The sequence below is a fragment of the Bradyrhizobium sp. Leo170 genome (genome assembly GCF_004296405.1).
GTDB lineage: Bacteria > Pseudomonadota > Alphaproteobacteria > Rhizobiales > Xanthobacteraceae > Bradyrhizobium.
On record NZ_PSRR01000028.1, the window covers coordinates 1 to 24,523 of the forward strand.

18 protein-coding genes are annotated in these 24,523 nt (G+C 60.8%); 12 read left to right on the top strand and 6 right to left on the bottom strand.

Features of this window, described 5'->3' with window-relative positions:
• The 3 genes from CWO89_RS07810 to CWO89_RS07820 form a co-directional block, all read right to left on the bottom strand.
• Positions 1-896 (bottom strand): FAD binding domain-containing protein (locus tag CWO89_RS07810; RefSeq protein ID WP_130578050.1); only part of this gene is annotated, 896 nt, incomplete at its 3' end.
• 3 nt (positions 897-899) lie between these two features.
• Positions 900-1,571: a 2Fe-2S iron-sulfur cluster-binding protein gene (locus CWO89_RS07815; protein WP_130578051.1), complete on the bottom strand. Its 672-nt coding sequence runs from the start codon at positions 1,569-1,571 to the stop codon at positions 900-902.
• Positions 1,514-2,377, bottom strand: coding sequence for a helix-turn-helix domain-containing protein (locus CWO89_RS07820; RefSeq protein ID WP_245475805.1), 864 nt, complete (start codon positions 2,375-2,377; stop codon positions 1,514-1,516). Before CWO89_RS07820 ends, CWO89_RS07815 begins: the two co-directional genes overlap by 58 nt.
• 887 nt (positions 2,378-3,264) lie before the next feature.
• Here CWO89_RS07820 and CWO89_RS07825 point away from each other — a divergent pair.
• From CWO89_RS07825 to CWO89_RS07835, 3 genes are all read left to right on the top strand, one after another.
• Positions 3,265-3,984 carry a response regulator gene (locus tag CWO89_RS07825; RefSeq protein ID WP_130578053.1) on the top strand — a complete coding sequence of 240 codons (720 nt, stop codon included), beginning with the start codon at positions 3,265-3,267 and terminating at the stop codon, positions 3,982-3,984.
• Entirely contained in the window at positions 3,981-5,507 is a 1,527-nt protein-coding gene (locus tag CWO89_RS07830) for a sensor histidine kinase (RefSeq protein WP_130578054.1), read from the top strand. Before CWO89_RS07825 ends, CWO89_RS07830 begins: the two co-directional genes overlap by 4 nt.
• A gap of 244 nt (positions 5,508-5,751) precedes the next feature.
• The gene (locus CWO89_RS07835) at positions 5,752-6,849 is read left to right on the top strand and encodes a lactonase family protein (RefSeq protein ID WP_245475806.1); all 1,098 of its coding nucleotides are present in this window, start codon (positions 5,752-5,754) and stop codon (positions 6,847-6,849) included.
• A 155-nt stretch (positions 6,850-7,004) separates the two neighbouring features.
• Here the strand turns inward: CWO89_RS07835 and CWO89_RS07840 are convergent, their stop codons facing one another.
• From CWO89_RS07840 to CWO89_RS07850, 3 genes are all read right to left on the bottom strand, one after another.
• Entirely contained in the window at positions 7,005-7,469 is a 465-nt protein-coding gene (locus CWO89_RS07840) for a HEAT repeat domain-containing protein (RefSeq protein WP_130578056.1), read from the bottom strand.
• 10 nt (positions 7,470-7,479) lie between these two features.
• The gene (locus CWO89_RS07845; protein WP_130578057.1) at positions 7,480-9,300 is read right to left on the bottom strand and encodes a glycoside hydrolase family 15 protein; all 1,821 of its coding nucleotides are present in this window, start codon (positions 9,298-9,300) and stop codon (positions 7,480-7,482) included.
• Between the two features lie 228 nt (positions 9,301-9,528).
• Entirely contained in the window at positions 9,529-11,694 is a 2,166-nt protein-coding gene (locus CWO89_RS07850; protein ID WP_130578058.1) for an amylo-alpha-1,6-glucosidase, read from the bottom strand.
• Between the two features lie 468 nt (positions 11,695-12,162).
• Between CWO89_RS07850 and CWO89_RS07855 the strand changes: the two genes are divergently transcribed.
• From CWO89_RS07855 to CWO89_RS07895, 9 genes are all read left to right on the top strand, one after another.
• Complete coding sequence (locus tag CWO89_RS07855) at positions 12,163-12,783, top strand: histidine phosphatase family protein (protein WP_130578059.1); 621 nt, start codon at positions 12,163-12,165, stop codon at positions 12,781-12,783.
• A gap of 103 nt (positions 12,784-12,886) precedes the next feature.
• A complete protein-coding gene (locus CWO89_RS07860; protein WP_130578060.1) occupies positions 12,887-13,576 on the top strand; it encodes an HAD family hydrolase in 690 nt (229 codons plus the stop codon).
• A gap of 4 nt (positions 13,577-13,580) precedes the next feature.
• The gene (tal, locus tag CWO89_RS07865) at positions 13,581-14,666 is read left to right on the top strand and encodes a transaldolase (RefSeq protein ID WP_130578061.1); all 1,086 of its coding nucleotides are present in this window, start codon (positions 13,581-13,583) and stop codon (positions 14,664-14,666) included.
• Positions 14,667-14,693: 27 nt separating this feature from the next.
• Positions 14,694-15,401, top strand: a complete 708-nt coding sequence (locus CWO89_RS07870; RefSeq protein ID WP_130578062.1) for an ROK family protein — start codon at positions 14,694-14,696, stop codon at positions 15,399-15,401.
• A 12-nt stretch (positions 15,402-15,413) separates the two neighbouring features.
• Complete coding sequence (gene pgi / locus CWO89_RS07875) at positions 15,414-17,048, top strand: glucose-6-phosphate isomerase (protein ID WP_130578063.1); 1,635 nt, start codon at positions 15,414-15,416, stop codon at positions 17,046-17,048.
• A 95-nt stretch (positions 17,049-17,143) separates the two neighbouring features.
• Positions 17,144-18,175, top strand: a complete 1,032-nt coding sequence (gene gnd / locus CWO89_RS07880) for a phosphogluconate dehydrogenase (NAD(+)-dependent, decarboxylating) (protein ID WP_130578064.1) — start codon at positions 17,144-17,146, stop codon at positions 18,173-18,175.
• Positions 18,176-18,177: 2 nt separating this feature from the next.
• Positions 18,178-19,551: a glucose-6-phosphate dehydrogenase gene (gene zwf, locus CWO89_RS07885; RefSeq protein WP_130578065.1), complete on the top strand. Its 1,374-nt coding sequence runs from the start codon at positions 18,178-18,180 to the stop codon at positions 19,549-19,551.
• Positions 19,552-19,696: 145 nt separating this feature from the next.
• Positions 19,697-21,763, top strand: a complete 2,067-nt coding sequence (gene tkt / locus CWO89_RS07890; protein WP_130578066.1) for a transketolase — start codon at positions 19,697-19,699, stop codon at positions 21,761-21,763.
• Between the two features lies 1 nt (position 21,764).
• A complete protein-coding gene (locus tag CWO89_RS07895) occupies positions 21,765-24,488 on the top strand; it encodes an MGH1-like glycoside hydrolase domain-containing protein (RefSeq protein WP_130578067.1) in 2,724 nt (907 codons plus the stop codon).
• The last annotated feature ends 35 nt before the right edge of the window (positions 24,489-24,523 follow it).

A 24,523-nucleotide genomic window follows, 5' to 3' on the forward strand; every position in this document is an offset into this window, starting at 1 on the left:
CCGGAAAGGGCCGCATCGGCGGCCGCGGCGCAGGTCTCTTCACCCGCGGGCTGTCCGGCAAGAGCCCGCTCGCCTTCGGCAGAGCGCCATGGCTTGGGCGCAACGCCGCCCATTGCGATGCGCGCGCCACGGATGCGTCCGGCGGCGACGTCGACAATTGCCGCGACCGAGACCAGGGCGAAAGCGTAGGACGCGCGGTCGCGGACCTTGCGGTAGAGCTGCCGACCCGGCGGCGGTGGCGGCAAGATCACAGCGGTGATCATCTCGCCAGCGGCGAGCGTGGTCTCGATGTGCGGCGTCGTTCCCGGCAGACGGTGCAGTTCTCGAAGCGGAAAGACCCGTGTGCGGCCGTCGGATTGTATCGTCTCGATACGCGCATCGAGCGCGGTCATGGCCACCGCCATGTCGGATGGGTGGACGGCCATGCAGGCCTCGCTGGCGCCGAGGATCGCGTGAAGCCGGTTGAAGCCGCCGCGCGCGCTGCAGCCCGAGCCGGGGTCGCGCTTGTTGCAGGGCATGCCGCGTTCATAGAAATACGGGCAGCGCGTACGTTGCAGCAGGTTGCCGGCGGTACTGGCCTTGTTGCGCAACTGGGCGGAGGCACCCGAAAGGAGCGCCTGCGAAAGCAATGGATAGCGGGTTCTCACCCGCATGTCGGCTGCTAGATCGCTATTGGGAACCTGTGCCCCGATACGCAGGCCGCCTTCCGATGTCTCCTCGATCAACCGCAGTGGCAGCCGGCTAATGTCGACGAGATGTATCGGCTGCTCGATTTCCAGCTTCATCAGATCGACGAGATTGGTGCCGCCGGCGATGAATTTGATGCCGGGACGCGCGGCCACCGCGGCGGCCGCCTCGCGCAGGCCGGATGCGCGTTCATAGGTGAACGGCTTCATCGTTCAGGTCCTCTCGGCGACATCGCGAATGGCCGCGACGATGTTGGGATAGGCGGCGCAACGGCAGAGATTGCCGCTCATGCGCTCGCGAATTTCGGCATCGCTCAGCGTGGTCTGTGCAACGAGATCGTCCGTGACATGGCTCGGCCAGCCGTCCCTGGCTTCGTTCAGCATGCCGACGGCCGAGCAGATCTGGCCCGGCGTGCAATAGCCGCACTGGAAGCCGTCGCGCGCGATGAACGCGGCCTGCATCGGATGCAGCGCCTCGCCTTGCGCCAACCCTTCGATTGTCGTGATCTCGTCGCCTTGATGCATGACCGCGAGCGTCAAGCAGGAGTTAACTCGCCTGCCGTTGATCAGGACCGTACAAGCGCCGCACTGACCATGGTCGCAGCCCTTTTTGGACCCGGTCAGACCAAGCTGGTGGCGCAGCGCATCGAGCAGCGTGGTGCGCGGATCGAGTTCGACTGAAGTCAGGCTGGCGTTGATGATCAGACTTACGGGGATTCTCGTCGTTGCGGCTGCAGGCTCGACAAGACTGCTAGACTGAGCAAGCGCCGGCACAGCGTCGGCGATCCCAACGGTGAGCAGCGCCGTCGCTGCCGCGGCCCCCTGAATCACGCTCCTTCGAGTCGGCCCGTCATCGGTCGGGCGTCGGTCCTTGCAGTCGGCCATGTCGAGCTCGCTCCCTTGCGCACCCCGTGCTTGCTCGGCGCAAGATAGGTGCGCCGCTTCGGGCGTTCTTTCACGATTCCGGCGCTCTTGCAGGATTCAGGAAAAAGCTGTTGCCGGTAAGCCCGGGGCGTCATGCCTCGCTCGCGTTTGAATGCCGTGGTGAAATGGCTCTGGCTGGAGAAGCCTAGTCTGGCCGCGATCAGCGCAAGTTCGTGGTCGGAAACCGCAAGAAGCTGCTCGGCGCGGCGAATCCGCCGCGCGATCACAAAGGCATAGGGAGCCATTCCGGTCGCGGTCCTGAAGCGGCGCGCGAAGGAATCGATCTCCCTGTCTGCGATCGCCGCGAGATCGCTCAGCCTGATTTCCCCGCCGAGGTGCTCGTCGACGTACTCCTCAATCCTGCGGAGCGTCGCCTTGCTGAGTGCGCCATGTGCACTTGGACGGGGTTTGCCGCCGTCGAGCGCCATGATCCGATGCATCGCAATGGCGGCGAGATGCTCGACATAAGCAGTGTCCGGCTTGCTGCCGAATGCAACGTCGTTATGCAGCGCCGTCAGCAGCGCGGCGATAACCGCATCGGCGCGATTTACTAATATTGGTAACGTCTGCGCCGAACGCTCGCATCCGAACCGAGCGTGATCGAGCCAAAGGGCGGAGTAGACGAGATCCGGCTCGCAATAGCTGCCGGAGCGCTCGACACCTGCGGGGATGAAAGAGAGCGCGCCCGGCCTGTCTCGGCCGTCATAGACGAGTTCGCCGGAGCACGAAATCCGCGTTCGTGCGGTCTTGCCTGTATGGGTCAGCACGATCAGATGCGAAGGCGCTGTCCAGGTTAATTCTGCTTCCCGGCAGGACCAGCGGCGATGGTCGAAGACGATTGCGCCATCAAGCCATGAACACGTATCCGGTGACTCCGATCGGATCTCATCTGTGATCCGGAGTTCACCCTCTCCGATCATCGGGGTCAAAGCCATGGCATGCACCTTTCCTTGATCAACTCAATTCGCTTGACCTCATCGAAACGGCCCAAATGAATTCGGGCACTTCCGCATACGAATTTGAGATCTCGCTCGGACGTCAAACAGTCGCCCTCCGTCACGAGGCGTGAAATAGCTGTGCTATTTGCGCCATACGTCAGATCAAGGGGCGTCGCCGAGGTAGACGCATTCCGCAACACGAAGACGAGCAGCCAACTTATTCGAAATGCGTATCTGCAAGAAAACGGTCCCTTCCGTGTGGCGTAGTCTTCATCGCTCTCGGCTGATGAGCCCCTCGAGCTTCCGGGAACTACCCTGCGAGAAACAGCATCGATCGCATCGCACATGCAGTGCTCCTGCTTCGTTGAACAGGCGCACGATGGGGTCCGGTTGTCGCAGAACTTTGCCGACCGCTATCGGCAATTGTCGCAATCTGTCTCAGGAACGCTGCACTGCATAGTTCGCGACAAATTGGAGCCGTCTTTCGCTGAAGCTTCTGTCCGCTCCTCTTCAATCACCTTGCTTTCAATACGGCTTCGCGGAACTGCATCAAGTCCTAAGCGATACGACTTTGCGACAAAGTGGCTCACTGGGACCTGATTCTGCGACGGCTTGTACTTAAAACGGATTCAACCCTGCGCGACCGATACATTCTGTTACACTTTTCCGGTGGGTTGAACGCTGGACTTCGGTATGATGTGGAACGGAGCAACTGGATGGACTCGGCACCGCACATCGCCGTCGTGGATGATCATCGCGACATCCGCGATCTGGTCGGCAAATACTTGATGCAACATGGCTACCGCATCAGCCTTGCGGAGAGCGCCGCTGCACTTCGCCGTCTGCTCGAACGAAGTGCTTTTGACCTGGTGGTTCTCGACGTCATGATGCCGGGTGAGGACGGATTGTCTCTCTGCCGCTATCTCCGCAGCACCACGGACCTTCCCGTTATCCTGTTGACTGCCATGGTGGAGCAGACCGATCGGATCGTCGGCCTCGAAATCGGCGCCGATGACTACGTGTGCAAGCCATTCAATCCGCGCGAACTCCTTGCCCGTATCAAAGCGGTGCTTCGCCGAGTCCAAAGCCTGCCGCCGCAGAAAGGCCGGCTCGCGACCAAGATCGTACGTTTCGATCGGTGGACCTTTGACATCAGCCGGCGCGAGTTGGTGGGACACGATGGCGTTGCTGTGCCGCTCAGCACCGCTGAGTTTCGGCTCCTATGCGCCTTTGTCGACCATCCCGGTCTGGTGCTCAGCCGCAATCAGCTCCTCGACTTGACGGTCGGCCGAGATGCCGATCCGTTCGACCGGAGCATTGATAATCAGGTCAGTCGCTTGCGGAAGAAGATCGAGGCCGATCCGAAGGTGCCGGCCTTGATCAAGACTCACTGGGGCGGTGGATACAGCCTCGTCGCACAGGTCGAACGGCCATGATGAGCTTATGGAAGCGCAGCCTGGCGGCCCGCTTCATCTGCTTCACGCTGCTATCCCTCATGCTGTCGCAAGCAGTGGTGTTCTTCATTTCCTGGGATGAGCATGGGCAGGCAATCCGGAAGGCCGCCAAGGGCGAGATTTTCAGCCGGTGCGCCTCGCTCGCCCGGGTCTTAGAGGCGACGCCTCCAGCGCTTCAGTCCGATATCCTGAACGCCAGCAACACCAGTTCAGCAAGATATTGGATATCGGCCAACGGCCTGAAGGATGCCCCCGCCTGGCGAGAGGAGGCGTGGGAGCGTTTGGCCCAGCCGTTGCCGCGCGTATCCTTTCCCGGCCACAGCGCGCCCGTCGAGGCGAGACCGGATTTCGTCCGAAATTCGGCCAGCAGTAGCAGCGCCACCTCCTCGCAATGGATCGATCTCAAGCCGGGAGCTTGGCCGCTGTCCCGGCCAGCGAAATTTCTCTATCTCGATGACAGCACCGGCATGGGTTTGGCCGTTCAATTGGCGGACGGCGCATGGCTGAACACTGCATTTGCCAAGCCCGCGCAAGACGGCTTCTGGACCTCCCAATCCACGGTAACGCTCGGCCTGTCGGCGTTGTTGTTGTCGATCATTGCCGTATTCGCCGCGCGCGGCATCGCGCAACCATTGCGTCGGCTGGCCGAGGCGGCCGAAGCCCTTGGCCGCGGTCAGGAGATCGTACCGCTGCCGGAGACCGGCCCCGACGATATCCGGCGTACGGCCGAGGCATTCAATCGCATGCAGGCGCGCCTGCATCGTTTCGTCGACGATCGAACCAGAATGCTGGCCGCCATCGGCCATGATCTGCGCACACCTCTGACCTCGCTCCGTTTGCGTGCAGAATTCGTGCCCGATCAGGAAGTGCGGGAGAAAATGCTCTCCACGATTACAGAGATCCAGACGATGACGGAGGCAACCCTCGCATTCGCCCGCGAGGATGCGACCGCAGAAGCCACGCGTACGGTGGACCTCTCCGCTCTCGTGGAAAGTCTTTGCGACGATCTCGCCGAACTTGGCTACGATGTTTCGTTCTCGGAGGGGACGAGGATCAGCTATAGCTGCCGGCCTGACGCGCTGCGCCGCGCGTGCCGCAACCTCGTCGAAAATGCCATCCGTTATGGCGAGCGGGCGCGGGTCTGCGTGGAGAGGCGAGCAGACAGCATCGAAATCATCGTCTCGGATGATGGCCCCGGTATTCCGGACAGCGCCAAGGAGCAGGTTTTTACGCCGTTCTTTCGGATGGAGAATTCGCGGAATCGCGAAACTGGGGGCGTCGGTCTTGGTCTTTCGATTGCGCGGACCATCGTGCGCCATCATGGCGGAGATATCACATTGATCAACCAGCAGAAGGGACTGCGCGCGGCCATTAGCCTGCCACCGCTGGATAGCGGACCTCCTCCCAATAGCGGACCTCCTCCCATCGGGGTCCGCGTCACGGTCGCAGGAGTGAAGGACAATATCAACGCTCTCGAACCGGCAACCCGCAGCGTTTCCACTTGAGCATACCATCGAGATAATGCCTTGCCACAATACGCTGTTTGAAATTTGATCCAGAATATTGATCAAGGTCCGGTGCACGACAGCGGGCTGATTCCGACCGTCGGTTGTGCGCGGACGCATTCTCGCTGAATGCCGCCAAGCGACATGCCTTTGACAGGTCCAGGGAGAGGTCAAAATGAAAACGCTAACGAGTGGAGCGACGCGTCTTGCACTAGCACTGCTGCTTACAATCGGAGCAACGCTGATGTGTGCCGCAAAGACATTCGTCTATGTGTCGAACGCGCAGGACGGCAACATCGATGCCTACACCATGGACACGAGCACCGGCTCGCTCACGCCGATCGGAAAGGCCGAGGCCGGCAAGCTGGTCATGCCAATGGCAGTGAGCCCGGACAAGAAGCACCTCTATGCCGTGGTACGCTCGCAGCCGCCGCACGTATTGACCTACTCCATTGATCCGGCAGCCGGTGTGATCACGCAGAAGGCATCGGCGCCGCTTCCCGACAGCATGCCTTATGTCTCGACCGATCGCACCGGGCGCTACCTGTTCACCGCCTCTTATGGCGGCGACAAACTCGCCGTGAGCCCGATCGACGAGAATGGGCTGGTCGAGGCGGAAGCGATTCAAGTGATCCCCACCGGCCGCAATGCGCATTCGATCTTGCCCGATCGCAGCAACAAATTCGTGTACGCGGCCACGCTCGGCGCCAATCAGGTGTTGCAATTTACTTTCGACAACAACACCGGCAAGCTCACGCCCAACGTCCCGGCGGCGGTCAGTCCGGGGCCGGGTCACGGCCCCCGCCACATGGCGTTGTCGCCCGACAACAAGAACCTCTATGTGCTCAACGAATTGTCGGGGCACGTCACGCAATATGCGGTCGATTCCGGCAAGGGGACGTTGACCCTCGTCGAGAGCATTAGCTCGGTGCCGGCGGATGCCGGCCTCGCTTGGGGTACGCCGCAGGCGCCCGTCGGCGCTGCACCGACGCCCGGCTCAGCGCTGCCGAAGGACGAGAAGCCGAAAGTCTGGGCTGCTGACATCCAAATCACGCCCAACGGCAAGTTTCTGTATTCGACCGAACGTACCACCAGCAAGATCGCCTTGTTCACCGTGGCACCCGGAACCGGCAGGCTCGCCTACGTCGCCAATTTCGCGACCGAGGCGCAGCCGCGCGGCATTGGGATCGATCCGAGCGGCCAGTACCTCGTCGCGTCGGGTGAAAAGTCGGATCACCTTTCGGTCTACAAGATCGACCAGAGCACGGGCAAACTCGGCGAGCCTAGTCGCTATCCAGTGGGAAGTGGAGCGAACTGGGTCGAGATTGTCGACGTGCAGTGAGCGTACTCGCTTTTTTTGGGCTCTGTTCCGCGGAGATCGTGCGTTGCGCCTCCGCGATTGCGCTTGTTCTACTCCCCAATGATGGCCATCGACGTGAGCCAGGATGGCTTCAATAGGATTGCGTTGGCGACCATCAGCCACGGGCTCGCTGTCGCTCAAGTACACAAAGACCTCAGCTCCGGCGGCGGGGCGCCCTTCCCCTCGAGCATCCCCAGCGCTAGCGCGGCCTCCACCCGCACGCTCGGATCCTGATCGCCCGCTAGCTGTCGGAGAGGGAGGAGGGCTTGTTCGATCCCCGGGAAGGCCGGACCGAGGCGACCGAGGTGCCAGGCCGCCAGGCTGCGGACGAAGCCAAGCTCGTTGCCCAACTCCGCGATGAGGACGGTGACCGACTCTCCACCCGATGGCGCCACCCGGGCCAGGGCCGCCGCCGCCCAGACGCGCACGAACGCAACCGGGTCCTGGAGGGCCGCGGCGAGGTCGGACATAGCCTCGGTTGCCGCGGGGCCGATCTCGCCCAGGGCATATGCGCCGAGGCGGCGCTGGAGCGGATCGGTGCTCGAAAGCTCCCTCGCCCAGTCTGGAACGGAAGTCCCTAGGTAAGCGAACTGCGCGCTCATGGCCCGACCCTCAAGGCCCCGCGCCGAGCCGGCGGTCCAGGTTGAACGCGGCGCTTATCAACCCGATGTGAGTGAATGCCTGCGGGAAGTTGCCCAGCGCTTCGCCACACGGACCTGTCTCCTCGGCGTACAGACCGAGGTGGTTGGCGTAGGTCAACATCTTTTCGAAGATGAAGCGGGCCTCCTCGGCGCGGCCCGCCCGGGCCAGCGCTTCCACCAGCCAGAACGTACACATATTGAACGTCCCCTCGCTCCCGGTCAGGCCGTCGCCGGCTCCTCTGCCGATCTCGTAGCGGTGCACCAGGCTGTCGGAGACCAGCTCCGCCATGGTCCGGTCCAGCGTCCCGCGCATGCGGGGGTCGGTCGGCGACAGGAAGAAGACGAGCGGCATGATCAGATTGGACGCATCCACCGCGTCAGTGGCGAAGTGCTGCACGAAAGTCTGCCGCTCCGTGTCCCAGCCGTGCGTCATGATGGCCTCGTAGATGCGGTCCCGCTCCGCGGCCAGGCGGGTGCGGTCCAGCGGCAGGCTCCGCTTCTGCGCAAGGCGGATCGCCCGATCCAGCGCCACCCAGCACTGCACTTTGGAGTAGACGAACTGCTGCTGTCCACCGCGCACCTCCCAGATGCCATCGTCGGCTCGCTCCCAGTTGTTCGTCACCCAGTCCAGCATCTTGCGCAAATGGCACCAGGAATCATAGGCGATCGGCGTCCCGTACTTGTCGTACAGGTAGACGGCGTCCATCAACTCGCCATAGATGTCGAGCTGCAACTGGTCGGCAGCGGCGTTGCCGACTCGCACCGGACGCGAGCCGCGGTAGCCATCGAGGTGGCCGAGGACCTCCTCGGGCAACTCGCGCCCGCCGTCGATGCGATACATAGTCTGCAACGGGTCGCCCCGGGTGCCCTCAACGGCCCGTTGCTCCAACCAGGCCATGAACTGCTCTGCCTCCGACGTCAGCCCCAGGCGCAGGAAGGCGTAATTGGTGAAAGCGGCGTCGCGCACCCAAGTGTAGCGATAGTCCCAGTTGCGCACCCCGCCGATCTCTTCCGGCAGCCCGCAGGTCGGCGCCGCCACGATCGCGCCGGTCGGCGCGAACGTCAGCAGCTTCAACACCAGCGCCGAGCGGTGGACCATCTCGCGCCAGCGACCTGAATAGTTGCACTTCCTCAGCCACTGCCGCCAAAAGGCCAGGGTCTGCGTCAGGGCCTCCGTGCCGACCAGCCGCGCCTCGAGCAGGACCCCGTCATGAACGCTGTCGTGGCCGTTCTCCTCCACCTGGCGGAGGATGAACGTGGTCGTCTCGCCGGGGTTGAGGACGAACTCGGCAGCGACGCCGTCGCCCTGCCGACCAAGCGGGAAGCGGCTGACTAGCGAGACTTTCATGCCTTGCGCCTCGAAGATCGCTCCCCGGCCCTCCAGGACGACCTGGTGGGGCCGGCGGGCGAAGTCGAAAGCCGGCCGGCAGTCGAGGCGGAAGCGGACCGACCCGCGCACCGCCCGCACCACCCGGACGATCTGATGGATCTTTCTGATCTCGCGCGCGCTTTGGACCGGCATGAAGTCCACGACCTCACCGACGCCCTGGTCGCTAAGAAAGCGCGTCACCAGAACGTTGCTGTCAGGCATGTACATCTGTTTGTGCTGCGCCTCGTAGAGACTGGCGATGCGGAATGAGCCCCCTTTCTGGTCGTCGAGGATCGCCGCGAAGACGCTCGGCGAGTCAAAGTGCGGCAGGCAGCACCAGTCGATGGAGCCGTCGATGCCAACCAGGGCAACGGTGTGCAGGTCGCCGATGACGCCGTAGGACTCGATCGGCTTGTAGCCCATGATCTCGTCTCCTCCGCTCGCTCGACGCTGATCGAGCCCCACGATGGGCGTATCGTCAATGCCCTGAGGCGGCGAAAAGACACACCGGATATTCAACTTTTTTGCTTGCAACCCTCGCCCGCGGCCGCTCGCCAGTAAGATTTCTGAAATTCAGAATCCGCTAAGAGGTCCGAAAAACATCGTTCGCATCGAGATCAACTGGTCTGCACTTTCGATAGCTTAAGCGTTCTACGCTGAATGTGGAAACTCCAGCCGTGCACCGAAGGGCCTCCTTTGGACGGCTCCTGGAGCGCCTCGCAGGACGTCAAAGCGCGTCTCATCGCCATCGCGCCAGAAACGGATGTCGAATAGCCCTGTACCAAGCCGCAGATCGAGTACGGTCAGATCGGGCAACCATTGCGGCAGAGATGGATCAACGTACAGCTTTCCCTTCGGAGCGTCCGGCGCGAACCCAAGTATCGCCTGCAGAAATGCGAAGACCGACCCCGCTGCCCAGGCCTGTGGGATGTTGGCGCCAAGATATTGAACGGGAAAGCTCCTTCGATCACGCTCGATCGTCGTATAGAGCTCCGGCAACTGATTGGACAGGAAGTGGCTTCCTGCATCGCTGATATCGCGCGCGATCCTTGCGGCCTCTGCGTGGAATCCATATCGTTTGAAGCCGAGAGCGATGACGGCATTGTCGTGGGGCCAGACCGACCCGGTTTGGTAATTGTATGGGTTGAACGCTGGGTTCGAGGCCGACAGCGTGCGGATGCCCCAACCGCTCCACATGTCCAATGCCATGAGACGTTGCACGACCTTTCCGGCGCGTTCCTGCGGAACGATGCCTGACCACAAGCAATGGCCGGCATTGGAGGCAACCGTGAGGACCCTTTTCTTTTCGCCATCCAGCGCCAGGGCGTAGAAACCCAACTCCTCATCCCAGAAGGTCTCGTTGAACCGTTTGAAGAGTGCTGCGGCTTTCCTTCGCAGATCCGCGGCACGGCGTGTCTTGCCGAGTTCATCGAACACTTCCGCCATGCGCAGCCAGGCGTCATAGACATAGCCCTGCAACTCGCACAGCGCCTTCGGTCCCTTGACAAGCGATCCGTCAGGATAAACCACACTGTCTCCGGAATCCTTCCAGCCCATATTCTCGTAGCCGACCGGAGAGCGGGTCTGATATTCCTGGAATCCATCGTCGTCGCTATCACCGTGGTTGTCTATCCAGGACAGGCATCCCTCCGCGGTCTCAAGATGCTGATCCAACAGCGCCCTGTCGCCCGTTGCCCGCCAGGCCGCATGTAGCGTGATGAGATAGAGCGGCGTCGCATCGGCCGTGCCGTAATATGGCGTGTGCGGGATCAGTTTGAAATGAGCGAGTTCTCCGTAGCGGATTTCATGCAGGATCTTTCCCGGCTCCGCGTCACGATAATCGTCCCGTTCCTTCGCCTGGAGCGAGCCCAGGATGTCGAGCGTTCCACGGGCGAAATCTGGATAGATCAGCATGTTCTGTAGCGACACGATCAAGCTGTCCCGGCCGAACGGAGCCACAAACCACGGCAAGCCGGCGGCAGGCAGGAACACCATGTGATCGGTGCCGGCGATCGGGAGCCGAAGCGCCGCCATGTCCTCCAGCGCCTGGCGATAAAGGCGGTAGAACTCCTCGTTACTGCAGCGGATCTTCAGTACCGATTGCAGCCAGTCCGAGAGCGCCTCGGCGTGGCGGGTTCGTTCATGGTTGTGCACACACGCGTCCGGTGCAGCGAAGTGTCGGTCGCCGTCCTCCAACGCATAGAGCAAGCAGCAATGCCAAGCTTCGCCCGCCTCGAGGCTGATTTCGAAGCTCAATCGGCCATTGGCGTACTCGATTTCGCTCTGGCGATGTACAGGAGCAACGGTTACTGCGCGGACGAAATCGCTGTTGCGATAGCATGTGCGAAGTTCCTGGTTCGCCGACGACCATGTCGTGGTGATCCGCCCGCGGCGCACAATATCGCCCGATTTTACCTCGAAAATGTCTGCGAAGTCCGACCGTATCGCGATCTCGAGCTGGAAGCGTACCCGCTTCGTGCCGTGATTTGTAATGTCGAGATCCTCGTGCATCCCGCCATTGATGTATCGGCTGATCACGAAACCGAGCGTGCGCGGCGGGATCAAGCCGTCGGCGGAGGGAATCCCGGGGTTCGTAAGATAAATTCGGGACGCGTAATGGGTGATGGAACCTCCATTGAGAAGATCCCAGGGTTCACCATTTGCGTAGACGGCCCAGCTGCTGATTACCCTTGTATCAAGGAAATAAAGTCCCTTTTCAGTTGGCCAGTTGATTTGTGCGTCTGGTTCGCTGACCAGCACTGTTTGCCCCTGATGGATCGAGATTTGATGCGGACCAACCTGAACCTTAAATGGCATGGGATGCTCCCGAATTCGACCACTTGGTGCCCGCGATCGCAACAATGCCATCAACAACGACCAGATGAGGCTGCAAGCTTCTCTAGAAGCATTGCTAAGGCAGAAGCATTACGCGTTTCGGTCTCATCTGCCAGCTGGATTTAGGTTTCCGACAAGAACGAACGATACCTTGCTCCCCCTCGGGGCCCGGTGGGGATCTTATTTCCGCACACGCGCTGGCTCAAAGGACTCAGGCGCCGCAGTCGCAAATGCCTGTAGCGAATAGGTCAGCGTTTCAGACGCACATCCCTTCGAGTGGCGAACTATCATAACGCTGGAGGGCTGGTCGTTGCTTCTCCGAAGAAGTCGCGCTACCAGTGGGCGGGCGCGCGCACGGGCCTTGATACGGAGATGCCCTAGTACGAAGTGTTCCGAGTTCAGTTCTTTCCGCCGCACGCGCCGGAAGGACCAAGCTGAAGGGGCGAGACCATGAGCGCCGTCCTTCCGATCGTTTGCCTTGCAAGGCATGGCGAGACCGCGTGGAGCCTCTCAGGCCAGCATACCGGCCTCACAGATTTGCCTCTCACCGAGCGCGGCGAGCTCAATGCGCAGAGTTTGGGCTCGCGGTTGCTGGGTTTCACTTTCGCGAAAGTGTTCACGAGCCCCCTGAAGCGAGCGGTCCGGACGTCTGAGTTGGCTGGCTTCGGCGTCGAAGCGGAACCCGACCGCGATCTGCTGGAATGGAACTACGGCCAATACGAGGGGCGTCGCACAAAGGAGATCCATGAAGAGCGTCCTGGCTGGCAATTGTTTCGCGACGGCTGTCCGGGAGGAGAAACACCGAACCAAGTCGGCGCCCGGGCCGATCGCATTGTGGAGCGCGTTCGCAACGTCCCAGGGAACGTGTTATTGTTTTCGAGCGGACATTTTCTCCGAGTTTTGGCGGCACGCTGGTTAGGCCTCGATGCGGGGGCCGGACGGTTCTTCACGCTCGACACTGCAAGCCTGAGCATACTTGGGTACGAACACGATCAGTCAGAACCAGCGATCCGGTTGTGGAATGACACCCGACGCGTCGAAGGTCGGTTAGCACCAGCCTTCGCACACTGAGATTTAGAAGCGCCAGTCGGAGTAACATACTCTTGAATATGCCCCGTGCGTGTTAGGCGCGCACGCTGAGCATATTGCAGAGAGTTGCGTAAGGGTAAGACCGATGAATCAGGTCGTCTTTCTGGTCGATGTCGACAATACGCTTCTCGACAACGACCACATCCAGGCTGACATCAAGGCCCACCTCGAGCGCCAGTACGGTGCCGCCTGTCGCGACCGGTACTGGGCAATTCTCGACGACCTGTTTGTCGAACTGGGGTATCGAGACTATCTCGGTGCACTGCAGCGGTACCGTGTCGAACACCCGCAGGACATGCATCTGTTGTCCATGTCTTCGTTCCTGGTCGATTACCCGTTCGCCAATCGTCTGTACCCGGGATCGCTGGATGTGCTCGAACGACTGCGTCAGCGGGGCCCAACCGTCCTTCTCACTGATGGCGACGTTGTTTTTCAACCGCGTAAGGTTGAGCGCTCCGGCCTTTCAGAGGCAGTCAACGCGCATGTGTTGATCTACATCCACAAGGAACTCGCGCTCGACGATGTCGCGTCCCGCTATCCGGCACTGCACTACGTCCTGGTGGACGACAAGCCGCGAATCCTCGCCGCGGTCAAGGAAGCTTGGGGCAGTCGCGTCACCACTATTTTCCCTCGACAGGGACAATATGCGCATGACGCGAAGGCGCTCGCCTCCTTCACACCCGACGTGACGGTGGACCGGATCGGAGACCTGCTCGACTGTGATCTGGGTCGCCTGCTTGCGGCAATCCCTCAACTCGAAGCTGTGCGGAGGTGAAGCGATGAAGGCAACGCAAAAGCTCCACGAGCTCGGACAGAGCGTTTGGCTCGACAACATCACGCGCGACCTGCTAACGAGCGGCACTTTGAAGCGCTACATTGCCGACTTGTCGCTGTCGGGGCTCACATCGAACCCGACAATCTTCGATCACGCGATCAAGAACAGCTCTCATTATGATTCTGCGATCCGCAGCAAGCTGAACGAGGGAAAGTCGGGTGAGACGCTGTTCTTCGAACTAGCAATCGAAGACCTGGCGCAGGCAGCGGACCTGTTCTGCCCGATTTGGGACCGCACCAATGGTGTAGACGGATGGGTCTCGCTCGAGGTCTCGCCACTCCTTGCACATGATACGGCGAGCACAATCGCAGCCGCCAGGGAGTTGCACGCACAGGCGAAGCGCCCCAACCTCTTCATCAAGATACCCGGCACCAGGGAAGGGCTGCCCGCCATCGAAGAGGCAATTTTCGCCGGCGTGCCCGTGAATGTGACCCTGTTGTTCAGCCGAGAGCACTACCGCGCCGCGGCCGAGGCATATCTGCGGGGCATCGAGCGGCGCATTGCAGCCGGTCTGAATCCAAATGTTGGCTCCGTTGCATCGGTCTTCGTCAGTCGCTGGGATGCCGCCGTCGCCAACAAGGTTCCCGCGCCTTTACAGAACAAGCTCGGTATCGCAATCGCGAAACGAACATACAAGACAGCCTGCGAGTTGGTCGGCTCAGCACGCTCGCGGCGTATTTACAACGAGGGTGGGCGGCCACAGCGCCTGCTATGGGCGAGCACGGGAACCAAGGATCCCGCGGCATCCGACGTCCTGTACATCAAGGCGCTGGCCGCGCCGCTCACGGTCAACACCATGCCGGAAAGCACGGTGAAGGCCCTCGCCGACCACGGAGACGTTGGAGAGATGTTGGCGGCCGATGGCGGCGACTCCGAAGAGGTGCTGTCGCAATTTGCAAAGGCCGGCATCGATGTCGATGCGTTAGCAGCAACGTTGCAGGACGAGGGCGCCAAGTCGTTTGTCAAATCCTGGAACGAACTGCTGGACGTTATCTCTGCCAAAACCGAGGTGCTCAAGAAGGCAAGCTAGGTTGCAATCGAGACTAAGGTCCTCCCAATGAATATACTGGTCGTCGACGTTGGCGGCACCCACGTCAAGATCCTTGCCTCCGGCGAAAAAGAGAAACGAGAAATTGACTCCGGGCCGACCCTGACGGCACGGCAGATGGTATCGAGCGTCAAGAAACTGGCCGATGGTTGGGAATATGACGTGGTGTCGATTGGTTATCCGGGCCCCGTAGTGCATGACCGGCCTGTGACCGAACCTCACAACCTCGGAAAAGGCTGGATTGGTTTCAACTTCACTGCAGCATTCAAACTGCCGACGAAAGTCATCAACGATGCCGCGATGCAGGCGCTCGGCAGCTACCGGGGCGGCAAAATGTTGTTTCTAGGGCTCGGGACGGGGCTTGGCTCGACGATGATCGTGGACGGCATTGTCCAGCCAATGGAGCTTGGCCATTTGCCCTACAAGAAGCGTACCTACGAGGATTATGTTGGCGCTCGCGCGCTGGAAGAATTTGGGAAGAAGGCATGGCGAAAGCGCGTCGAGGATGTTGTTGAATGCCTGGTTGCGGCACTCCAACCCGATGACGTCGTGCTGGGCGGCGGCAACGCCAAGAAGCTGAAACAACTGCCGCCATCGTGCCGGCACGGGGATAACGCGAACGCGTTCAAGGGCGGATTCCGGATGTGGGAAGGCCCGCTGGCGGAGAAGAGTGCTCGCTCGCGCAAGCAAGCTGCGCAAGCCGCCATGATGCGTTAGCAGGAGCGATGAATGCCAACAGCCACGAAATCAGTCACTGTACTTCCCGCCTGGAACGCTCTGTCGGCACATTTTCAGAAGGTCGGCCGCTTACATCTGCGCGAGCTTTTTGCTCAAGACCCCAAACGCGGTGACCGTTTGACGAGCGAGGCAGCAGGACTCTACCTCGACTACTCCAAGAACCGCATAACCGATGAAACGCTGAATCTGCTGCTGCAACTGGCCGAACAGTCGGGACTGCGGGCGCGGATCGATGCGATGTTCAGCGGCGAGAAGATCAATACTTCCGAGAAGCGGGCCGTTCTGCACGTAGCGCTGCGCACGCCGAAAGGGCAATCGATCCTGGTTGATGGCGAGGACGTTGTACCCCAGGTCCATACGGTACTCGACCGCATGACCGACTTCTCCAATCGCCTACGCCGCGGCGCGTGGCACGGCCACACCGGCAAGCCGGTCTGTAACATCGTCAACATCGGCATCGGCGGCTCCGATCTCGGGCCCGTGATGGCCTATGAGGCGCTCAAACACTACAGCGACCGCGCGATGACGTTCCGGTTCGTCTCCAACGTGGACGGAACCGATTTCGCGGAGGCGACCCGCGATCTCGATCCGGCGGAGACCCTGTTCATTATCTCTTCCAAGACCTTCACAACGCTGGAGACCATGACCAATGCCCGGAGCGCGCGCAATTGGTCGCTCACGGCACTTGGGGGTGACGAGAAGTCGGTCGCGAAGCATTTCGTCGCGGTGTCGACCAACGCAAAGGAAGTGACCAATTTCGGCATCGACACCGCTAACATGTTTGGCTTCTGGGACTGGGTCGGCGGACGGTACTCCATGGACTCAGCGATCGGACTCTCGACGATGCTTGCCATCGGCCCGGACAACTTTCGCGCCATGCTTGGCGGCTTCCATGAGATGGATGAGCATTTTCGCACCGCGCCGTTCGAGCGCAACCTGCCCGTGCTGATGGGGCTGCTTGCCATTTGGTACAATAATTTCTTCGGCGCGCAGACGGTTGCCGTGTTGCCGTACGAGCAATACCTGAAACGATTTCCGGCCTATCTCCAGCAATTGACGATGGAGAGCAATGGAAAGCACGTCACGCGCGAGGGCAATTCTGTCGCGCATGACACCGGTCCGATTTATTGGGGCGAGCCCGGAACCAACGGCCAGCACTCGTTCTATCAGCTCATCCATCAGGGCACTCGCCTCATTCCCTGCGACTTCATCGCCTTTCAGAAGACACTCAACCAAGTTGGGGAGCAACATGACATGTTGATCGCGAACGTCTTTGCGCAGGGCGAAGCGCTCGCATTCGGCAAGACGGCCGACGAAGTTAAGGCGGAGGGTTCGCCCGACTGGCTCGTTCCACATCGCGTGTTCGAAGGAAACCGGCCCTCCAACACGATTCTGCTGGAACGGCTGACACCCGCCGCACTCGGTAAGCTGGTTGCACTTTACGAACACAGCGTCTTCACGCAGGGGACGATCTGGAACATCGATTCATTCGACCAGTGGGGCGTTGAGCTTGGCAAGGTTTTGGCCCAGCGCATCATCCCGGAACTCACCAGCGAGATTGAACCGAAGCTCGGCCACGACAGTTCAACCAACGCCCTGATTAGACGATACCGTACGTTCAGGTAGGAGCACCCATAAATACCGATCTCGAGGCGCCGAGAAATCTGGGCACCGGAGAGCAAACCACGTCGTAGCAGCAACATCCTTCAGAGGAGCCACCCATGCAGCTCGGAATGATCGGCCTTGGCCGAATGGGCGCCAATATGGTGCGAAGACTTCTCCGACATGGCCACCAATGTGTCGTCTTCGATATGTCACCTGATGCGGTGGCGGATCTGGTGAAGGACAAGGCGACCGGCAGCTCTTCGCTGGCGGATTTCGTAAAAAAGCTCGAAAAGCCCCGAGCGATCTGGTTGATGGTTCCGGCAGCAGTCGTGGATAGATCGATCGGTGATCTGCTGCCGCTGCTCGAAGCCGGCGACATTCTAATTGACGGCGGCAACTCCTACTACATCGATGACATCAGGCGTTCCAAGGAGTTGGCGCGGAGCGGCATCAATTATATAGACGTCGGCACCAGCGGCGGCGTGTGGGGTCTCGAGCGCGGCTACTGCATGATGATCGGCGGTCCTGACGAGGCCGTGCAGCGGCTGGATCCCATCTTCAAGACCCTCGCCCCCGGTGTCGGCGATATCCCGCGCACGCCAGGACGAGAGCGCGCTCCCGCCGGCACCTCCGAGCACGGCTATCTCCACTGCGGGCAGAGCGGCGCCGGTCATTTTGTCAAGATGGTCCACAACGGTATCGAGTACGGGCTGATGGCGGCGTATGCCGAGGGCCTCGGTATCCTGCGCGCGGCGAACATTGGCAGGCAGGCGCACGCGACGGACGCCGAAACAACACCGCTTCGCGTTCCCGAACACTACCAATATGACCTGAAGCTGCCCGAAATCGCGGAAGTGTGGCGGCGCGGCAGCGTGATTGCCTCGTGGCTTCTCGATTTGACAGCAACAGCGTTGCTGGAAGATCCGGCGCTCTCCAAATTCGCAGGGCGCGTATCTGACTCCGGCGAAGGACGCTGGACCATCGCAGCAGCGATCGACGAAGCAGTCCCCGCCCCGGTGCTGACGACGGCGCTTTACGAGCGCTTCAGTTCTCGCGGCGAGGCTGACTTCCAGAACAAGCTGCTTTCGGCGATGCGCTACGAGTTCGGTGGACACTTGGAAAAGGCGGCCAATGAGAGACCGAGATAGCCATGAGCGAACCTAGATCCGACGCATTGGTGTTTTTCGGCGCAACCGGCGATCTCGCCTACAAGAAGATCTTTCCGTCGCTGCAAGCGATGCTGAAACGGGGCCACCTCGATGTGCCCGTCATCGGCGTCGCAAAGGCCGGCTGGACACTCGACCAGCTCAAGGCCCGAGTACGAGATAGCCTCGAAAAGCACGGCGGCCTCGACCCCGCTGCGTTTGACAAGCTAGTCGGTCTTTTACGTTACGTAGATGGCGACTATGCCGATCCGACCACGTTCGACGCCCTTCGCAAGCAGCTCGGCTCGGCGCAGCGGCCGGCACATTATTTGGCGATCCCACCGGCATTGTTTGCAACCGTAGTGGAGCGGCTCGACACTGCCGATTGCACCAACGGCGCGCGTGTCATTGTGGAGAAGCCATTCGGGCATGATCTCGCCTCGGCACGCAACCTCAACAAGATTCTGCTCGCCAGGTTCGACGAAGATCATATCTTCCGCATAGACCACTATCTCGGAAAACGACCTGTTCACAACATGGTCTTCTTTCGCTTCGCAAACGCGTTCCTGGAGTCGTTCTGGGACCGCAAGTTCGTGAGCAGCGTGCAGATCACAATGGCGGAGAATTTCGGCGTGCAGGGTCGTGGTGCGTTCTACGATCAAACCGGCACAATTCGCGACGTAATCCAGAATCATCTGTTTCAGGTGTTGGCCAATCTGGCGATGGAACCGCCAGCCCGATCGGACAGCGAATCGCTGCGTGACGAGAAGGTCAAGGTCCTGAGATCGATTCCACCGATCGCTGAGAAGGAGTTGGTGCGCGGACAGTTTCACGGCTACCGGCAGGAGCCGGGCGTTGCTCCGGACTCGCAGGTGGAGACGTTCGCCGCGCTGCGACTGGAGATCGACTCCTGGCGCTGGCAGGGAGTGCCATTTTACATCCGTGCCGGAAAATCGCTTCCCGTGACTTGCACGGAGGTGATCGTACGCCTTCGTGAGGCTCCGCCGATCTTTCCCCATTGCGCCGCGATACCGAATTATTTGCGGTTTCGCATCAATCCCGACATGGCCATTGCTCTTGGCACGATGGTGATGGATGAGGGTGATCGAGAGGTCGGCGAGCCGGTTGAATTGTTGGCGAGCCGCCGCCCTGGCCCAGAAGAGATGGATGCATATGAACGCGTGCTCGGCGACGCCATGAACGGCGACCGGACGCTGTTTGCACGACAGGACTATGTCGAAGAAGCATGGCGGATCGTCGATCCGGTCTTGAAGAAGGTGACCCCCGTCCACGAATACCAAGCCGGAAGCTGGGGGCCTCATGAAGCGGACAAGAATGTCACGCCACCGGGCGGCTGGCACAACCCAACGGTAGCGTAACGCAGAGAGTGAGGAATGTAGATCGAAGTGCTCCTCGATCCCGTCTCTGTTGCTCGATGGGCGGCAGCCTATCGCTGACGAAGCACGCACACCGGTGGCCGCGCACAAGCGGCCTGTAATCGACGCCTGCGGGAGGAAATCAGCCATGACCGACGCCGAACTCGACCAGCTCGCGATCAACACCATCCGCACACTGTCGATCGACGCGGTCCAGGCCGCGAACTCCGGCCATCCCGGCACGCCGATGGCGCTTGCGCCCCTTGTCTATACGCTCTGGAACCGAGTCATGCGCTTCGATCCGCAAGATCCGATCTGGCCCGGCCGCGACCGCTTCGTGCTGTCGAACGGCCACGCGTCGATGCTGCTGTGGTCGGTGCTTTATCTTACGGGCACGCAGGCCGTGAATGCCGAGTACGAAACGTTGGGCAGGCCTGCTGTCACCCTCGACGATATCCGGCGCTTTCGCCAGATTGGGAGTCACGCGCCAGGGCATCCCGAATACCACCTGGTATCCGGCGTGGAGACGACCAGCGGCCCGCTCGGACAAGGCATTGCGACCAGCGTCGGCATGGCAATCGCGCAGCGCTGGCTCGCTGTGCGGTACAACAAGCCGGATTTTGCTATCTTCGATTACGACATCTATGCCGTGTGCGGAGACGGATGCCTGATGGAGGGTGTTGGCTCTGAAGCGGCATCGCTCGCCGGCCACCTTGGCCTCGACAATCTGTGCTGGATCTACGACAACAACCACATCACGATAGAAGGCAGCACGCGGCTGGCATTCACCGAAGATGTAGCCGTCCGTTTCACCGGTTATGGCTGGAATATCCTTCATGTCGGTGACGCCAACGACATTGCGGGCATTGAACAGGCCTTGGCAACGTTTCGCGATACGAACGGCCGACCGACGCTGGTGATACTCGACAGCCATATTGGATACGGCTCGCCACACCGCCACGATACGGCCGCGGCGCATGGCGAGCCGCTCGGTGTTGAAGAAGTCAAGCTCACCAAGCGCGCCTATGGGTGGCCCGAAGACTCGAATTTCCTGGTGCCTGACGGCGTTATCGAACACTTCGCCTCCGGCGTCGGCGTGCGAGGCGCCGAGGCCCACCGCAAATGGCAGGCCCTGTTCGCTGATTACCGCTCGAAGTATGCCGCGCTGGCGACCGAGATCGACCAGATGCAACAGCGCAAGCTTCCGGCAGGCTGGGACCGTAACCTGCCGTCATTCCCGGCCGATTCGAAGGGTCTCGCGGGTCGTGAGGCGTCGGGAAAGGTCCTGAACGTTCTAGCGCAGAACGTTCCCTGGTTGATTGGCGGTTCGGCCGATCTAGGTCCATCGACCAAGACGCTGCTAACCTTTGAAGGCGCGGGCGATGTTCAGGCCGCCACACCGGGCGGCAAGAATTTGCATTTCGGCATCCGCGAACACGCGATGGCTGCAATCCTGAACGGTCTGGCACTATCGAAACTGCGGCCGTTCGGCGCGACCTTCCTGATTTTCAGCGACTACGCCCGGCCCGCGATACGACTGGCCGCGCTGATGGAGCTACCGGTCGTCATTGTTTTTACCCATGATGCCATGGGCGATGGCGAAGACGGCCCAACGCATCAACCGATCGAGCATCTCGCCTCAATGCGGGCAATGCCGGGTCTGACGCTGTTCCGGCCGGGTGATGCCAACGAAGTGGTGGAGGCCTATCGCTATGTCATGCAGCTTCGTCATCGGCCAGCCTTGTTGGCGCTGTCTCGTCAACCGTTACCGACCCTCGATCGCAGCAAATATGCATCGGCATCCGGGGTGTCGCGAGGCGCCTACGTGCTTGCCGACGCCCCTGACGGCAAGCCAGACATAATCCTGATTGCCACCGGCAGTGAGTTGAGTTTGGCGGCCGACGCTCATGAGAGACTTAGCTTGGATGGTATCCGCTCGCGCGTGGTCTCGATGCCTTCCTGGGATGTCTTCGAACGCGAGACGCAGGAATACCGCGACGCCGTCTTGCCGCCGGAGGTCACGGCCCGCGTTGCAATCGAGCAGGCGTCAACGTTCGGCTGGGAGCGGTACGTCGGGCGGACCGGCCGAGTCATTGGCATGCACACTTTTGGCGCTTCCGCTCCACTGAAGGCCTTGCAGCAGGAGTTCGGGTTCACTGTCGATCATGTCATCGCGACGGTCAAGGCGATATTGCAGCCCTCGAAAGCCGCATAGCATGGACGATGTCGGGCGAACCGTTCCACCCCGTTCGGCTGAGCATGCAAGGCTTGCCGACTCGTCGCCCGATACTCCCGGTGAGTGGAAAGCGATCGGGCCTTACATCAGCGAGCGGGCTTGGGGTACGGTGCGTGAAGACTACAGTGCGGATGGACAAGCCTGGCAATACTTCCCATACGAACACGCGCGCTCGCGCGCCTATCGGTGGAACGAGGACGGTCTCGCCGGCCTTTGCGATCGAGCGCAGCGCCTGTGTTTTGCTCTAGCCTTTTGGAATGGACGTGACCCCCTCCTCAAGGAACGTATCTTCGGTCTCAGTGGTCCAGAGGGAAATCACGGCGAAGATGCCAAAGAGTACTGGTGGTACATCGACGCAACACCGACCAGCTCGTGGCTTCGTTGGCGTTACCACTATCCGCACGCGGAGTTTCCCTACGCGTTGCTTCGGCAGGAGAACGCAAGGCGCAACAAGGACGAGCCTGAATTTGAACTCGTGGATACCGGTGCTTTCGAAGGGGATCGTTACTGGCAGATCACGGCGGATTACGCCAAAGCATCACCTCATGATGTATGCATACGCATCAGCGTTCGTAACGCGGGACCCGATCCGGCTGAGCTTCACGTGCTTCCGACACTGTGGTTTCGCAACCGCTGGTCATGGGAGGCAGGTGTCGCACGGCCGACCATCCGGGCGACCGCTGAAACCGGCAACGTCGGCGCGATCGCTGAAGAAGAACTGCTGGGCCGCTGGCGCTTCACTGCCGGGGCGGATCCGGCCGGAAGGCCGCCGCTGCTGCTGTTCTGTGAAAACGAAACCAATGCCAAGTACCTGTATGGCGTCACTGCTGAGCAGACGCCCTATCCAAAGGACGGCATCAACGACCACGTCGTCCACGGTGCCGCGACAGTAAATCCTGCGAGGCAGGGCACAAAAATGGCCTGCTGGTATCGCCTCAACGTCGCTGCCGGCGAAACGGTCGAGCTCAGGCTTCGCCTGGCACGTGATGGGCTGGGCCAGACCGCGGACCTCGGGGCAGACTTCGAGCGGATCCATGCCGACCGGAGCCGCGAAGCTGACGAGTACTATAAAGCGCTGACCCCTGACAGCGCGAGCGAGGATGAGGCCGCAGTGATGCGCCAGGCGTTCGCTGGAATGCTGTGGAGCCAGCAGTTCTACCACTACGACGTCGCGCGCTGGCTCGCCGGCGACATCATACGTCCGCCCGAGGCACGCACGTCCGGTCGCAACGCGGACTGGCGCCATCTCAACAACCACGACATCATCGCCATGCCCGACAAATGGGAATATCCATGGTATGCCTCATGGGATCTCGCCTTCCATTGCGTGGTGCTAGCGCACATCGACCCCTCAGCAGCGAAGCATCAACTGCTGCTGCTGGCGCGCGAATGGTACATGCACCCGAACGGCCAGTTGCCGGCGTATGAATGGAATTTCGGAGACGTGAATCCGCCAGTTCAAGCGTGGGCCACGCTTGCGGTGTTCCGGATCGATGGCGGCACCGATTTCGATTTTCTGGCTCGCGCTTTTCAAAAGCTCTTGATCAACTTCACCTGGTGGGTAAATCGAGAAGACGCATGTGGCGACAACGTGTTCGAGGGCGGCTTCCTAGGACTCGACAACATCGGCCCGTTCGACCGCTCGCAGATACTCCCCGAAGGCGATGTACTGGAGCAGTCGGATGGCACCGCCTGGATGGCCAAGTTCTGTCTCAACATGCTGGAGATGGCACTCCTGCTTGCCAACCATCAGCCTAGCTACGAGGACGTCGCGGTAAAGTTCTTCGAGCATTTCGCTCTAATCGCTGCCGCCATGAGCAGGCTCTGGGACGACCAGGACGGCTTTTTCTACGATCGGCTTCGCAAGCGCGACGGCTCGACTTTCACGGTGCGCGCGCGTTCCATGGTGGGACTGTTGCCAATCTTTGCGGCCGTAGAGCTCGATGCGGCGCTGTGGGAACGACTGCCGATGTTTCGCCAGCGCACGCGCTGGTACATCGAGAACAAGCCGCACCTTGCAGAATTCCTGCACATGCCGCCGACCAATGAACGCCCTCGGCTGATCTCGCTGGTGGGCAAGTCGCGCATGAAGCAGATTCTCGCGCGTATGCTCGATGAGTCGGAGTTTCTGTCGTCTTACGGGCTGCGATCGCTGTCGCGTTACCACCGCGAACATCCGCTCATCGTCAACATGGACGGACATGTCGCTCGTCTCGACTATGAGCCGGGCGAATCTCGGACCGGACTGTTCGGCGGCAATTCGAACTGGCGCGGACCGATCTGGTTTCCGCTCAATTTTCTCGCAATCGAGTCGCTACGACATCTGCATACCAACTTTGGGGAAGACTTCACCGTTGAATTGCCGACAGGATCAGGCAGGCAGGCAAGCCTCGAGCAAGTGGCCGAAGAACTCGAGCGCCGACTACTCAGATTGTTCCTCCGGAACGCAGAGGGCCAGCGACCAGCGCTCGGATTGAATCCCCGCTTCCGGCGCGGCGGGGCTTGGTGCGATTTATTGCTCTTCTACGAGTATTTTCATGGCGATACCGGCGAGGGCCTTGGCGCCTCACATCAGACCGGCTGGACTGCTCTCGCCGGCGCGCTGGTGGCTAATCGGCGTTTGCGAAATGATAGGGACTCGCGCAGAGGTCGCAATATTTCGAATTGGTCATCACCCGCATCGACCGCGAGTCAGGAAGCATAAGTTGCCGGGCGCTCGTGCGGAAATTCGTAAACGCA

What these genes read in the sequence shown, in the direction of transcription:
- CWO89_RS07815 (WP_130578051.1), bottom strand. Translation starts at nt 1,571, where the DNA reads ATGGCCGACTGCAAGGACCGACGCCCGACCGATGACGGGCCGACTCGA.
- CWO89_RS07825 (WP_130578053.1), top strand. Translation starts at nt 3,265, where the DNA reads ATGGACTCGGCACCGCACATCGCCGTCGTGGATGATCATCGCGACATC.
- CWO89_RS07830 (WP_130578054.1), top strand. Translation starts at nt 3,981, where the DNA reads ATGATGAGCTTATGGAAGCGCAGCCTGGCGGCCCGCTTCATCTGCTTC.
- CWO89_RS07835 (WP_245475806.1), top strand. Translation starts at nt 5,752, where the DNA reads ATGTGTGCCGCAAAGACATTCGTCTATGTGTCGAACGCGCAGGACGGC.
- CWO89_RS07840 (WP_130578056.1), bottom strand. Translation starts at nt 7,469, where the DNA reads ATGAGCGCGCAGTTCGCTTACCTAGGGACTTCCGTTCCAGACTGGGCG.
- CWO89_RS07845 (WP_130578057.1), bottom strand. Translation starts at nt 9,300, where the DNA reads ATGGGCTACAAGCCGATCGAGTCCTACGGCGTCATCGGCGACCTGCAC.
- CWO89_RS07850 (WP_130578058.1), bottom strand. Translation starts at nt 11,694, where the DNA reads ATGCCATTTAAGGTTCAGGTTGGTCCGCATCAAATCTCGATCCATCAG.
- CWO89_RS07855 (WP_130578059.1), top strand. Translation starts at nt 12,163, where the DNA reads ATGAGCGCCGTCCTTCCGATCGTTTGCCTTGCAAGGCATGGCGAGACC.
- CWO89_RS07860 (WP_130578060.1), top strand. Translation starts at nt 12,887, where the DNA reads ATGAATCAGGTCGTCTTTCTGGTCGATGTCGACAATACGCTTCTCGAC.
- tal (WP_130578061.1), top strand. Translation starts at nt 13,581, where the DNA reads ATGAAGGCAACGCAAAAGCTCCACGAGCTCGGACAGAGCGTTTGGCTC.
- CWO89_RS07870 (WP_130578062.1), top strand. Translation starts at nt 14,694, where the DNA reads ATGAATATACTGGTCGTCGACGTTGGCGGCACCCACGTCAAGATCCTT.
- pgi (WP_130578063.1), top strand. Translation starts at nt 15,414, where the DNA reads ATGCCAACAGCCACGAAATCAGTCACTGTACTTCCCGCCTGGAACGCT.
- gnd (WP_130578064.1), top strand. Translation starts at nt 17,144, where the DNA reads ATGCAGCTCGGAATGATCGGCCTTGGCCGAATGGGCGCCAATATGGTG.
- zwf (WP_130578065.1), top strand. Translation starts at nt 18,178, where the DNA reads ATGAGCGAACCTAGATCCGACGCATTGGTGTTTTTCGGCGCAACCGGC.
- tkt (WP_130578066.1), top strand. Translation starts at nt 19,697, where the DNA reads ATGACCGACGCCGAACTCGACCAGCTCGCGATCAACACCATCCGCACA.
- CWO89_RS07895 (WP_130578067.1), top strand. Translation starts at nt 21,765, where the DNA reads ATGGACGATGTCGGGCGAACCGTTCCACCCCGTTCGGCTGAGCATGCA.